11 protein-coding genes are annotated in these 14,067 nt (G+C 39.0%); 10 read left to right on the plus strand and 1 reads right to left on the minus strand.

What is annotated here, in order from left to right; genetic code table 11:
- Positions 1-55: 55 nt before the first annotated feature.
- The 3 genes from ACZZZW_RS16915 to ACZZZW_RS16925 all read left to right on the plus strand — a co-directional run bounded on the left by ACZZZW_RS16915 (position 56) and on the right by ACZZZW_RS16925 (position 2,547).
- Positions 56-1,405, plus strand: coding sequence for an alpha-L-fucosidase (locus tag ACZZZW_RS16915; protein WP_055910417.1), 1,350 nt, complete (start codon positions 56-58; stop codon positions 1,403-1,405).
- A 128-nt stretch (positions 1,406-1,533) separates the two neighbouring features.
- The gene (locus ACZZZW_RS16920; protein ID WP_055910413.1) at positions 1,534-1,785 is read left to right on the plus strand and encodes a hypothetical protein; all 252 of its coding nucleotides are present in this window, start codon (positions 1,534-1,536) and stop codon (positions 1,783-1,785) included.
- 42 nt (positions 1,786-1,827) lie between these two features.
- Complete coding sequence (locus tag ACZZZW_RS16925) at positions 1,828-2,547, plus strand: DUF481 domain-containing protein (protein ID WP_055910445.1); 720 nt, start codon at positions 1,828-1,830, stop codon at positions 2,545-2,547.
- A gap of 101 nt (positions 2,548-2,648) precedes the next feature.
- On the opposite strand, the gene cobA is transcribed toward ACZZZW_RS16925, so the two are convergent.
- Positions 2,649-3,413 (minus strand): uroporphyrinogen-III C-methyltransferase, encoded by a 765-nt coding sequence (gene cobA / locus ACZZZW_RS16930; protein ID WP_055910410.1) that lies wholly within the window; start codon positions 3,411-3,413, stop codon positions 2,649-2,651.
- A 252-nt stretch (positions 3,414-3,665) separates the two neighbouring features.
- Here cobA and nirB point away from each other — a divergent pair, with 252 nt between their 5' ends.
- From nirB to ACZZZW_RS16965, 7 genes are read left to right on the plus strand one after another with little or no spacing between them, the layout of a single operon-like run.
- Complete coding sequence (gene nirB / locus ACZZZW_RS16935) at positions 3,666-6,179, plus strand: nitrite reductase large subunit NirB (protein ID WP_463495142.1); 2,514 nt, start codon at positions 3,666-3,668, stop codon at positions 6,177-6,179.
- A gap of 35 nt (positions 6,180-6,214) precedes the next feature.
- Positions 6,215-6,562 (plus strand): nitrite reductase small subunit NirD, encoded by a 348-nt coding sequence (nirD, locus tag ACZZZW_RS16940; protein ID WP_463495144.1) that lies wholly within the window; start codon positions 6,215-6,217, stop codon positions 6,560-6,562.
- A 58-nt stretch (positions 6,563-6,620) separates the two neighbouring features.
- Positions 6,621-7,016, plus strand: coding sequence for a hypothetical protein (locus tag ACZZZW_RS16945; protein ID WP_235526097.1), 396 nt, complete (start codon positions 6,621-6,623; stop codon positions 7,014-7,016).
- A gap of 31 nt (positions 7,017-7,047) precedes the next feature.
- Complete coding sequence (locus ACZZZW_RS16950) at positions 7,048-8,415, plus strand: MFS transporter (RefSeq protein WP_055910436.1); 1,368 nt, start codon at positions 7,048-7,050, stop codon at positions 8,413-8,415.
- A gap of 37 nt (positions 8,416-8,452) precedes the next feature.
- The gene (locus ACZZZW_RS16955) at positions 8,453-12,064 is read left to right on the plus strand and encodes a nitrate reductase (RefSeq protein WP_055910405.1); all 3,612 of its coding nucleotides are present in this window, start codon (positions 8,453-8,455) and stop codon (positions 12,062-12,064) included.
- A complete protein-coding gene (locus ACZZZW_RS16960) occupies positions 12,036-12,542 on the plus strand; it encodes a nitrate reductase associated protein (RefSeq protein ID WP_200912310.1) in 507 nt (168 codons plus the stop codon). The genes ACZZZW_RS16955 and ACZZZW_RS16960 overlap by 29 nt, the downstream gene beginning before the upstream one ends.
- Before the next feature lie 4 nt (positions 12,543-12,546).
- Positions 12,547-14,028: a rubredoxin gene (locus tag ACZZZW_RS16965; RefSeq protein ID WP_463495148.1), complete on the plus strand. Its 1,482-nt coding sequence runs from the start codon at positions 12,547-12,549 to the stop codon at positions 14,026-14,028.
- Positions 14,029-14,067 lie beyond the last annotated feature (39 nt).

The raw sequence follows: 14,067 nt of genomic DNA on the forward strand, positions 1-14,067 counted from the left end.
ATGCCAATTGCTCGGTAAATTAGTCTTTTAAACCCTAACCAAAAGAAACCACAAAATGAGAAAAACATTTTTATCAGCTTTGCTGCTGCTTAGTTTTGCCTTACCAGGCTTGGCCCAAAAGCGATTGGGAAACGAAACTGCTGCTCAAAAAACCAAACGAATGGAATGGTGGACGGATGCTCGCTTCGGAATGTTTATCCATTGGGGGCTTTATGCTTTACCTGCGCGCCACGAATGGGTAAGAAATGCAGAACGCATAACAAACGAAAATTATCAGAAATATTTCGATCAGTTTAATCCCGATCTCTTTGAACCTAAAAAATGGGCAAAGGAAGCTAAAGCGGCAGGAATGAAATATGCCGTATTAACCACTAAACACCACGAAGGATTTACATTATTCGACAGTAAATACACCGATTATAAGGCCACCAATACTCAGGCTAAACGAGATTTAGTAAAAGAGTTTTTAGATGCATTTCGCGCAGAGGGTATTAAAGTTGGCTTTTATTATTCACTGATAGACTGGCACCACCCTGATTTTCCGGTTGACAAATACCATCCTTTAAGGCCACAGACAGAAAGTGATGAAGCTTACGCTGACCTAAATAAAAACCGTGATATGGCAAAGTATCGAAAGTATTTGTACAATCAGGTAACAGAATTGCTAACCAAGTATGGAAAAATTGATATTCTTTGGGCCGATTTCTCTTATCCCGGCAAGTATGGCAAAGGCCGTGATGATTGGGGTTCGGTAGAACTGCTTAAGCAGATTAGGAAACTGCAACCGCAAATTATAGTAGATAATCGTTTAGACCTTAATGATTATGAAGATGGTACTGATTTTGAAACCCCTGAGCAGGTTGGTCCGAAAGAATTGGAAAAATACCGCGGTAAAGTTTGGGAAACCTGTCAAACCTTTTCAGGTTCATGGGGATATCACCGCGACGAAAACACCTGGAAAAGCAACAGAAAATTATTGGATCTGCTCATTACTTCAGTAGCCAATGGCGGCAATTTATTGTTAAATGTTGGTCCGACTGCCCGCGGAGAATTCGATAGCAGAGCCAATACCGCATTGGATAGTTTGGCCTTATGGATGCATGCCAACTCGAAATCTATTTACCATTGCACTTTTGCTCCTGCCGGATATAAAGCAGCCGACGGAATAAAACTAACCTATAATAAGGATACTAAAAAGCTTTATGTACACCTTTTCGAATACCCCAACACTGGATACCTCACCTTAGAGGGATATAAAGACAAAACAAAATATGCCCAGTTTTTACATGATAATTCAGAAATACAGGTCGATGTGGAAAAATCTACCGGGAATAACCTTGTTTTAAAACTTCCGAAGAGGAAACCTGATTTTGAGATTCCGGTAATCGAACTGACTTTAAATTAATCTACCTATTTTTAAGTTAAGCCCGTAAGTTAATTCTTGCGGGTTGTTTTTTTTGAACTGCATAACAAACCTTATCCGGAAATGAACAAAACATTCTCAGAATTTTATTGTCTACAAATAAAAACATTATGAAAGTAAAAGGTGCATTTGTTTACCCTCTCGAAACAGGTGAAAAAGCTTTAATCCTCCTAGCCGAAAGCAAAACAGATCAGGATAAACTTTATCACTATTTAACGATAGATGCCTACAAATTTAAAAGAGAAATTGCAGAGGAAGAACCCAATATTGGATGGATTTCTGCAGGTTATAAAAATGAGCACAATGAAATTACATGGAATCAGGAGTATATCCCGGTGCCCAAATGGTACGATCTGAATTAAATCATATTAAACATATTGATGCCAAATGATGTTAAAATAATTATGAAGTTTATTGTCCTGCTAATTTTATTCTTTTCCTGTTATGTAACATCCTTTGCCCAGTATACAGATAGTACAAATTACCATGTATTGCTTACCTCAACAGGATCAATTAACCGAACAAATGAAGATCGTGCCTATTTACTAAACAACGCATTAAATTTCGGCATGAAAAAGAAAAGTTTTGTTTTAAACTCCAGTTCGGCCTGGCTTTATGGCAAACAAAATAACAATTTAACCAATAACGACTTTTCTACCACGCTTAACTTCAACCTGTACAAAACTTTTCCTCACTTTTATTATTGGGGTTTGGTAAATTACAATACCAGCTACTCGCTAAAACTTAAAAATCAGCTGCTTGCCGGAGGAGGAATTGCGTATAGTATTTTAGATAGAACAAATGCCTATATTAATTTAAGCAACGGTGTGCTTTTTGATCAAAGTAGCCTCATTGTTGGCGATAGTTACCATACTTATAGGAATTCTTTGAGATTACAATATCATTTCGCTATTAAAGAATTGATTACTATTGATGGAAATCATTTTTTACAAAATTCTTTCGACAGAAAAGGCGATTATATCATCCGATCAAGCACCACGCTTGGCTTAAAATTGCGCAAATGGATAAGCCTTACAACTGCGCTTACTTACAATAAGCTTAATATAACCCAAAGTGAAAACTTAAACCTTACTTATGGTTTAACATTGGATAAGTACTTTTAGCTAAGTTATTAAACTGATTACTAAGATCAGTTGGTTAGGGAAGCCCAAAGGTTATTTACATTGTTGTATATCACAAATAAAACATTGGACTACTAAATTATTTATGCAGATAACAATTCACCCTGGTTTAAATTCGCATAAGCTTTGGCCTGCACCACATTACCTATAATAATAATAGCGGGATAAGTTAATCCTGCTTCTTCGGCCGATTTTTGCAGATTTTGCACTGTACATACTACCTGTTTCTGATGAGGCAAGGTAGCATGCTGAATTATTGCAGCTGGCATATTACCTAAACCAGCATCGCAATAGGCTTTAACAATTTCACCAACCTTTTTCATACCCATGTAAATCACAACTGTAGCCGAACTCTTCATGGCGCATTTTAGGTCGTTGGTTAAGCTTCCGTCTTTCTTGGTTCCGGTAAGAATCCAAACACTTTCACTTATCCCACGGTGGGTTAAAGGTACATCTATAAAACCTGCACCTTGCATACTGCTTATTCCTGGTATATAATGACATGTAATCCCTCTGGCTTCTGCATAAATCAATTCTTCGAACCCTCTGCCAAAAATAAATGGATCTCCACCCTTTAATCGCACTACAACTTTAAAATTTTGAGCATTTTCTACAATTAAATCGTTTATTTTCTCCTGTGGGGTGTAATTTCCATAAGGTTGTTTACCAACATAGATCATTTTACAGTTTTTTGGAGCAATTTTTAGCAATTCTTCGTTGCTTAGGTTGTCGTAAAGTATAACTTCTGCCCTTTTTAGCACATTAAATGCTTTGATAGTGATTAATTCTGGATCACCAGGACCTCCACCCATTATAAAAAGCCCAAAATCAGTCGTTTTTTCTACCATAATTTTAATGATTTAACTATTTAATGATAAAAGTGATTAAATTTTATTAAAAAAGTAAATATTTTATGATAAATATCACTTTTAAATAACTTTTTACTCAATAATAATCTATATTTGAATATCAAAAATCATATAAAAACAATATCATGATTTAAAAAACCAATTATTTACGTTGAAAAACATAGTGTGATGAATAATTGAATAAATAAAACGACTGATACAACTAACAAACTCAAAATACCTTTAAGATTTATGAAAGAACCACAGATAATCGTAATAGGAAATGGAATGGTGGGATATAAATTCTGCGAAAAGTTAAGATCAAAGACAAAATCTTTCAAAATTATTGTTTTTGGCGAAGAACCTCGCAGGGCTTACGACCGTGTACACTTAAGCGAATACTTTAACGGCAAAACAGCTGATGATCTCTCACTTTCTACAGAAAACTGGTATCAAGAACAGGATATTACCTTATTTTTAAATAATCCGGTAACACAAATAGACCGTGAACATAGAAAGGTTTACACCGCTAACGGAGCAGACTACAGTTACGATATTTTAGTTTTCGCTACGGGTTCTGGTACTTTTGTACCCAATATACCCGGAATTGAAAAAGATGGCGTTTTTGTTTACCGCACAATAGAAGATCTGGATTTGATTAGTGGTTATGCAAAAAAGGCTAAAACGGCTTCGGTTATTGGAGGCGGTTTATTGGGTTTAGAAGCCGCTAAAGCGTTAATCGATCTGGGAATTGAGAAAACGAGTATCATTGAATTTGCTCCCCGCTTAATGCCGAGGCAAATTGATGCGGCCGGTAGCGACATGCTTAAATCGAAACTAGCAGATTTAGGTTTACACATCCACTTAAATAAAAACACCACCAGTATTGAAGGCGACGGCCGCATTACCGCATTAAAATTTAGCGATGATACGGTTATAGATGTTGATATGCTGGTGATTTCTGCCGGTATTAAACCACGTGATGAACTGGCAAAAGCCTGCGGTGTTGAAGTTGGTGCACGAGGGGGAATTATCGTTAACGAAAAAATGCAAACCAGCGATCCTGCCATATATGCCATTGGTGAATGTGCTTTATACGATGGAATGATTTATGGTTTAATTGCCCCAGGTTATGAAATGGCCGAAGTATTGGCCACAAACCTTTGCCAAGGCGATAAAGCTTTTACCGGATTTGACATGAGCACTAAACTCAAACTCATCGGCATCGACGTAGCGAGTTTCGGCGATAACTTTATTACTGAACCAGATTGCCGCACCATCATTTTCGAAAACAAACACAAAGGAGTTTACAAAAGAATAAATGTTAGTAATGACGGGCAATACCTTTTAGGAGGTATATTAATTGGAGATGCAACAGCGTACAACCTGCTGTTGCAAACCTCTAATAACCGAATTGTTTTACCAGAAAACCCTGAAGAACTGATACTTGGTGCACGGGGAGGAAGTGAACCAGCTGGCGGGGCCGGAATTACCGGTTTACCGGATAGTGCATTAATATGCAGTTGCGAAGGTGTTACTAAAGGCGATATCTGTGCTGCGGTAGCAGATGGTTCTTGCGAAAACATCGATGACCTGAAAAAATGCACCAAAGCAGGTACCGGTTGTGGTGGTTGTTTACCAATGGTAAAGGATTTAATGACTTACACCTTAAAATCACAAGGCAAATACATTAAAAATGTAATCTGCGAGCATTTTAATTATAGCCGGCAAGAACTTTTTGACCTGATCCATATCCACGAATTAAAAAGTTATGATGAGGTGCTGGATGCCTTAGGCAAAAATGATGGCTGCGAAGTGTGCAAACCACTGGTATCGTCACTCCTTGCCAGCTTATGGAACGAAATGATCCTTAAAAAAGGAAACGATGTAGCGCAAGACAGTAACGACCGTTTTTTGGCCAACATCCAAAAAGGAGGTTCATATTCTGTAGTGCCAAGGGTGCCGGGTGGAGAAATTACACCTGATAAATTGATTGTAATTGGCGAAGTTGCTAAAAAATACAACCTCTACACCAAAATAACCGGCGGGCAACGGATAGATATGTTTGGCGCACACCTTAACGATCTTCCCATCATTTGGGAGGAATTAATTGCGGCCGGCTTTGAAAGCGGGCACGCCTATGGAAAAGGTTTAAGAACAGTTAAAAGTTGCGTGGGTAGCACATGGTGCAGGTTTGGATTACACGACAGTGTTAGTTTTGCCATCAGGATTGAAGAAAGATACAGAGGCATACGGGCGCCTCATAAATTTAAGTCGGCTGTAAGTGGCTGTATAAGAGAGTGCGCAGAAGCCCAAAGTAAAGATTTTGGCATTATTGCCACCGAAAAAGGCTGGAATTTGTATGTGTGTGGTAATGGAGGGAGCAAACCACAACATGCCCTTTTGCTGGCTACAGACTTGGATAGCGAAACCTGCATCCAATACATCGACAGATTTTTAATGTTTTACATCCGTACCGCTGATCCACTTACCCGTACGGCAACCTGGCTGAACAAAATGGAAGGTGGAATAGATTATTTGCGAAATGTAATCATCAATGATAGTTTGGGTATGGCGGCCCAATGGGAAAATGAAATTGAAAATTTAATTGCCTCGTATAAATGTGAGTGGAAAGAAGCTGTTGAGAACCCTGCAATCAGAAAAAGATTCTCTCATTTTGTAAACGCACCTGAAGATAAAGACCCAACAATCGAATTTGTTGAAATGCGCGGACAAAAAAGAACCGCAGAATGGAAAACCTTATAAACTAATCCTTTACAAACTTTATAAAACCCAAAATTATGAAAGAACAATCGAATTGGCTGGCAGCGTGCCGAGTCGAGGATGCCATTGAAAACGGTGGCGTGTGTATAAAACATGGTGAAGAGCAGATTGCACTTTTCTATTTCACCAGAAGAAATGAGTGGTATGCCACTCAAAATGAATGCCCGCATAAAAAGCAGATGGCACTAAGCCGTGGCATGATTGGCTCTACTACCGATGAACCTAAGGTAGCATGCCCTTTCCACAAAAAAACATTCTCATTGAGCACCGGCGAATGTTTAAGCGGCGATGAATGCGCCATAAAAACCTATCCTGTAAAGATAGAAAACGGAACTGTTTACATTGGCACAACGCCAAAATCTTAACCTGACCCAGTAAGATTTAAACTTTTCCGGATTAAAAATTTAACCAAACCAAAACATTATGAAAATATCTAATTATGTAGCCATAACAGGCTGCCTCGCACTTACCTTGTTCTTTTTTTCGGCAAAATCGCAAACTAAAGCTGTTTTATTCGATGGTACCATCGTTGCAGGTTATGTTGATCACGGTGCTTTTATCAACTGTACCGGTCCGAGTATAAAATTTAGCAAAAAACCTTATACCATATTACTGGGGCTACTTCCAAGCTTACGAATCAAAGAAGATAAAGTTGCTGCCGGTGCCCCAAAAAATGCGGCCCTTACGCCAAACCTTGGTTTTGGCTTAACGGCAGCATTCCGGCATATCGCACTACAGGTTCCGCTATATTATAATCCTAAAACTGCCGTAAAAAATGGTAAATGGAACGCGGGTGTAGGCTTAGGCTATAAATTTTAACATGAACCGTTTCACGCTAAAACCGAACATTATGATACAGAATACCACAACTAAACCACTGGATAAACTTAATATATTTTCGCTTAAGGGTGTTCAGATGAAGACCTTCCACATTACCTGGCTTACATTTTTCTTCTGTTTTTTCGCCTGGTTTGGAATGGCCCCTTTGATGAAGATTGCAAGAGAGCAGCTTCACCTCACTAAAGATCAGGTTGGCAATATTCAAATTGCCTCAGTATCGGCCACCATAATTGCCCGTTTACTTATAGGTAGGTTGATTGATAAATTTGGGCCTAAACTGATTTATACCTGGCTTTTAGTGCTTTGCGCCATTCCGGTACTCTTAATCGGCACCAGCCATTCTTATACATCATTTTTACTTTTCCGCTTAGCGATTGGCGTAATCGGCGCATCATTCGTAATCACCCAGTTTCATACCTCAATAATGTTTGCTTCCAGTATTAAAGGAACGGCAAATGCAACAGCAGGTGGTTTTGGCAATGCCGGTGGTGGTGCTGCCAATCTATTTATGCCTTTAATTGCATCTGGTTTTACAGCCCTGGGATTTTGTAGTACAGAAGATAGCTGGAGATATGCCATGATTTTTCCTGGTGTAATGCTGCTTATCTGTGCATTCTTATACAACCGGTATACCTTGGATACACCACAGGGCGATTTTAAAGACGTGAAGGATGAAACCGTAAAAAGTACCAAAAACACTTTTTTATTAGCCGCAAAAGATTACCGCACCTGGATTTTAACCATTGCTTATGCAGCCTGTTTTGGCGTAGAAATTACCGTAGATAACTTTGCACCGATCTTTTTTACCGACTCATTTGGCGCAACAATAGCTATTGCAGGTATGGTTGCAGGTATTTTTGGCTGGATTAATATTTTCGCCAGGCCACTAGGTGGAATTGTTGCCGATAAAATTGGCAAAACCTGGGGATTTGATGGCAAAACACTTTTACTCGCTTTATTGCTTTTAGTAGAGGGAATCGGCTTAATCTGGTTCGCAAAATCAGGCAATATCGGAATGGCCATTTTCATGATGTTTGTTTTCGGCCTAAGTTTAAAAATGGCCAATGGCGCAACTTATAGCCTTGTTCCATTCATTAACCCACTTGCTGTGGGCAGTGTAGCTGGTATTGTTGGTGCTGGCGGCAACATTGGTGCCATGCTAATAGCCTTCATGTTTAAAGCCAAAGCCAATCATGCTACCAAAAATGTTATTGAAAACGGAATTAACGTTCAAAAAGATCTGATTGATTATACCAGTGCATTTACACTTCTTGGTTTTATTATACTTGGGGTCGGGATTGCGGTTTTCATATTCAGAACCGTTATGGCGCAGAAAAGATCGGCAGTTGAAGATTTGGTGCTTACACCAAGCAAATAAAAAACACCAACGAAATTACCCTACCAGCTGATCTGATTTGAAAGAAGAAAAAAACATATCGCCCAACCAAACAACCACCTGTTGCTACTGCGGCGTGGGCTGTGGGATTGTTGTAAATAAGGATATCCACGAGCGGATAACAGTTGAAGGAGATAAAAACCATCCGGTAAACAAAGGGATGTTATGCAGCAAGGGGATGAACCTTCACTATACGGCAAATGATAAAAGCGATAGGTTACTTTACCCGGAAATGCGCTATAATAAAAATATGCCGCTCCAAAGGGTAAGTTGGGATACCGCGCTAGAAAGAACAGCAGCAGTTTTTAAAGCACTGATTAAAAAACATGGTCCGGATAGTGTAGCTTTTTACGCCAGTGGCCAATGTTTAACTGAAGAATATTATGTAGTAAATAAATTAATTAAAGGATTTATCGGTAGCAATAACATCGATACCAACAGCCGCTTATGTATGAGCAGTGCGGTTGTTGGTTATAAAATGAGTTTAGGTGAAGATGCCGTACCCATTAGTTACGATGATATAGAAATTGCCGATTGTATTTTTGTGGTAGGAGCAAATCCGGCATGGTGCCATCCTATCCTATGGCGCCGTGTTGAAGCCGCAAAACAGAAAAATCCTAATCTGAAAATTATCGTTAGCGACCCCCGAAAAACACAAACCTGCTCGCTGGCAGATGTTCATTTACAGCTTAATCCAGGCACAGATATTACGCTGCACCATGCCATTGGCAGATGCTTAATTGAAGATGGAAAAGTGGATGCAGATTTTATCACAAACAGCACCAATGGCTATGAGAAGTACCATCATACAGTTTTTAAAACTTCTTTGGCAGAGGCAGCTGCAATTTGTGGGGTAACGGAAAGCGATATTCGCTTAGCAGCATCTTACATTGGCCAAGCAAAGGGTTTTATCACCATGTGGACGATGGGACTTAACCAAAGCGTAGTAGGCACCAATAAAAACCTTTCGCTCATTAACCTAAACCTGATTACCGGGCACATCGGCAAACCGGGCAGTGGTCCTTTTTCATTAACCGGCCAGCCTAATGCCATGGGTGGACGTGAAGTTGGCGGCTTGAGTAATTTATTGCCTGCACACCGCATATTGAGCGATGAAAATCACCGCAATGAAGTTGAAAAATTTTGGCAGATTCCACTAGGCACCATACAAGCTAAACCGGGATTATCCGCAACTGAAATGTTTGATGAACTGAATAGCGGAAAACTTAAAGCAATATGGATCTTGTGTACCAACCCGCTAATTAGTTTACCCGATGTGAGGAAGGCTGAAGAAGGATTAAAAAAGGCAAAGTTTGTTGTTGTGCAAGACATTAGCAATACGGTTGAAACCCTAAAATATGCAGATGTAGTATTGCCTGCGGCTGCATGGGTAGAAAAAGAAGGTACCATGACCAATGCCGGCCGCTATATTTCTTACCTCAGTAAAGTGATAGAAGCACCGGGCGAGGCTTTACCAGATTCTGAAATTATTTGCCGCTTTGCAAAAAAAATGGGTTACCATGGCTTCGATTTTAAAGATGCTGCTGAGATATATCACGAACACGCTGCCTTAACGGCCGGAACCCATATCGATATCAGCGGCCTTAATTATGAGATCTTAAAAGAAAAAAGAGCCGTTCAGTGGCCCTACACCAAAGAAGAAAACACTTTTGGTACGGCTAGATTATTTACCGATCATCAATTCTATACTCCAGATAAAAAAGCAAATATCCTATCATTTGATGACCAGAACCAATCAGAACCATTAACACCAGAACATCCACTTATTTTAACTACTGGAAGAATTCGAGATCAATGGCATACAAGGAGTAAAACGGGTAAGGTAAATAAGCTGAATCAACACATCAGTGAATCTTTTTTAGAAATTAATCCGATTGATGCTGAAAACAGGAACATAAAAGACAATGAAATAGTCGAAATTTCGAGTTTACGTGGAAATGTACGTGTAAAGGCAAAATTTTCGGTAGATATTAAACCAGGAGTTGTTTTTATGCCCATGCATTGGGGTAAAATCTTAATAAGTGATTTAAATCGTGTAAATAACCTCACCAATAACCTGGTTGATCCGCAGAGCAAAGAGCCTGATTTCAAATTTAGTGCGGTACAGGTAAAACTATATCAAAAAGAAAAGCAAAAAATTATTGTTATAGGTGCAGGTGCCGGAGCTTGTGGTTTTGTTAAAAGCTACAGGGCCTTAAATACCGAAGATGATATTGAGATTTTTAGTAAAGAAAATTTTCCTTTTTACAACCGTGTACTTCTTCCCGATTATATTATCGGCACCCTGCCCTGGCATAACCTCATAAAAATGAGCGATAGCGAAGAAACCGACTACCGCATTAAGTTACACCGCGGTTTAGGCATTGATAAAATTAATAAAGGGGATAAAACCGTTACCGATAGCAATGGCAAAACCCATCATTACGATATTCTGCTTCTGGCAACCGGAAGCAGGGCTTTTGCGCTTAAAGACATTCCTAAAATAAATGGAATATTTACCATGCGCAGCCGTAACGATGCCGACAGTTTTAAAAAACATGTTGATAGCACAAGCGGAAAAGTGGTAATTGTTGGCGGAGGTTTATTAGGGATAGAACTGGCCACTTCCCTAGCCGAAACAGGATCAAAAGTAACCATTATTCAAAGGATATCAAGATTAATGGGCCGCCAGTTAGATGCACTTGGCAGTCAGTTATTGCACGAAGAATTGATCAGCAAAGGCATCGAAATTTTCTATAATGATGAGGTAGACCGCATTATCGGAGAAAAAAGTATTGCTGGCATCCGTTTAAAAAGCGGTTTATTGCTCAATTGCGAATCACTGGTAATTGCTATCGGCACCGTTCCCAATACAGAACTGATTAAAGAAGCAGGTATTGAATGTATACGGGGAGTAGTGGTTGATGAGTACTTGAGAACAAGCGAAAAAGACATTTATGCCATCGGTGAAATTGCAGAATTTAAAGGACAAATGTACGGTATTACCGCAGCAGCAGAACAACAGGCAGAAATTGTTGCCCGCTTTCTCTGTGGTGATATTGCCAAATTTTACCAAGGCAGCTTATTGATGAACATTCTTAAAATGCACAGCTTAGAACTTTGCTCTTTGGGCTTGGCAGAAATACCCAATAACGATCCTACCTATGAAGAAATTGTTTTTATTGACAAAGCAAAGCGATATTATAAGAAATGTATTGTGCACAATGACAAATTGGTTGGCGCAATACTGATTGGAGATAAAAGTGAGTTTTTGGAATTCAGAAACCTGATTGAAAATAAAATGGAGCTTAGCGAAAAGCGGCTTCAACTTTTAAGGAGCGGCAAAACAACTGAACCAATTATTGGCAAAACGGTTTGCAGCTGTAACAATGTTGGCGAAGGAAATCTCATTAACAAAATAAAGGATGGCTGTAAAGATCATTTGCAGTTATGCCAGTTAACGGGTGCCGGAATGGGTTGTGGCAGTTGCCGCCCCGAAGTGAAAGCGATTTTAGATTCGTTTGTAAATGTATTAAAAACAGAGCCTAAGCCTGAGATCGCATTAGACAAAGTGACCAAAAACAACCTAAAAATTAAACAAAATGATGAAAGTAAAACTCACCCCTTCTGAATTTATAAACCTTAAAGGGATTGAATATTTTCAGTTCGAAGAAGATTTTATTGAAGAAAATATGCGCTGCATCCCTATGGTAGTCCGTTTTAAGATGGATGCAGCGGGAATAAAGCTAAAATTGGCCGAATGGAGCAAATTCCATTCATCAGAGCGGGTTAAGCTGGCACTTATGCCTGTTTTTACACAGGATGAAACAGATCGCTATCATCAGTATCTGATCGGGCTTATAGCTAAATATACCGGAAACCAGGCCACTACAATACCTATCGATCTATTACCCGACTGGGGTAATTTGCATCAAATCCCTGCAATGCTACAAGATAAATCAGCAGCGTTAGCCTTCCAGTTAACCATTGAACAATGGCGTAAACTCACTAACATTCAAAGATTTGCACTTTTGAAATTATGCCGACCTGGGCACGAAAACAAAAATTTTGCTAAAGCCATAGCAGAATTTGGATTGCTAAATACTTAAAGCTATGTATCAAACTGTTTTTATAAACTTCCCTGGCGGAATTATCTCCCCTGGTAACCTCTACAACATTCTTGTGGCCGCAGCAAAAGCTAGGATCCAATATGTGCGCTTTGGTTTACGGCAGCAACTCTTACTTGATACCACCACCTACAACATAGAAATTTTTACCAGCGAACTGGATAAATTGGGTGTTGATTTCGAAGTTGATGCCATCAATTATCCAAATATCATTAGCTCCTATCCTGCTGAAGAGATTTTTATCCGCAAAACCTGGCTTACTGAAGGCGTTTATAAAGATATTTTAGATGAAATTGATTTTAAACCTTCAATAAAGGTGAATATTTGCGATAGCGACCAGAGTTTTACGCCAATGTTAACTGGCAACATCAACTGGATTGCTTCTTCGAAATCAGAACATTACTGGCATTTAATTATCCGGTTCCCAAAAACCAATGTAACCTACGAATGGAACCAACTCTGTTACACCAATCACATTGCGCAGGTTACCAAAGCTTTGGATAACATCATTAAAAATAATGCAGCAGATTTTGTGGATAATGCTTTAGCAAGTGGTGAAGATCTTTTTGCACGCTTAGAACCGAAAAACTTTATCCTTAAACCTGCTGAAAATACGGTTTCACTCTCTTCATTCAACTTGCCTTATTACGAAGGTTTAAACCGCTACAACAACAAATATTGGTTGGGCATTTACAGGCGCGATGAACTTTTTAGCATTGCATTTTTAAAAAAACTCTGTCAGCTTTGCTTAGATACCAAACTGGGGCAATTGTGTTGCACTTCATGGAAAACAATCATTGTAAAGGGGATTGATGAAAAAGATAAAAGCCTTTGGAATACTTTGCTCGAAGAATTTGAGGTTAACATGCGGCATGCAGCCAACGAGCTTAATTTTCAGGTGGAAGACAACTGCAATGAAGGTTTAGCTTTGAAAAGCGTACTGGTTAAACATTTAAGTATCGACGATACCCGAACGTTTGGAATTTGTTTTGGCATTAAAACCCGTAAAAAAAGTGAGGTTTTTAGCAGCATATTAATTCAAAAACGCCATCTGATTAATTTTTTAGGCTTAAAACTGTTTGCCGTTTATGATATTTTATGTGCAAAGGATTTTAATCCGAATGAGCGTACAGGAGAAATTTTTAGCCGAAGCAACCCCGGTTTTCTCTTACCCGAACAACTCAGGCGTGCGATATTTAAATTTTACAAATACCGCTTAAATGCCATCAAAACCGGTAAACAAGTACCAAGTATCCAGGCAGAAGAAAATCAAAAAAAAGATGCTGGCTTTTTATACCAATGCAATAGCTGCTTAACTGTTTACAGCGAAAGCGTTGGCGAAATTGAAAATAACATTGCCCCTGGCACCGCATTTAGCGATTTACCAGCACATTATTGCTGTGCACTTTGCGAAGGTGAAAAAAATAACTTCACAAAAATTGATCAATCGGTTTTGCAGATTTTGTAAATATGAAATTACGTTTAACTTAAACTTAGTTGGCATTTT

The sequence above is a fragment of the Pedobacter sp. AC379 genome (assembly GCF_979258145.1).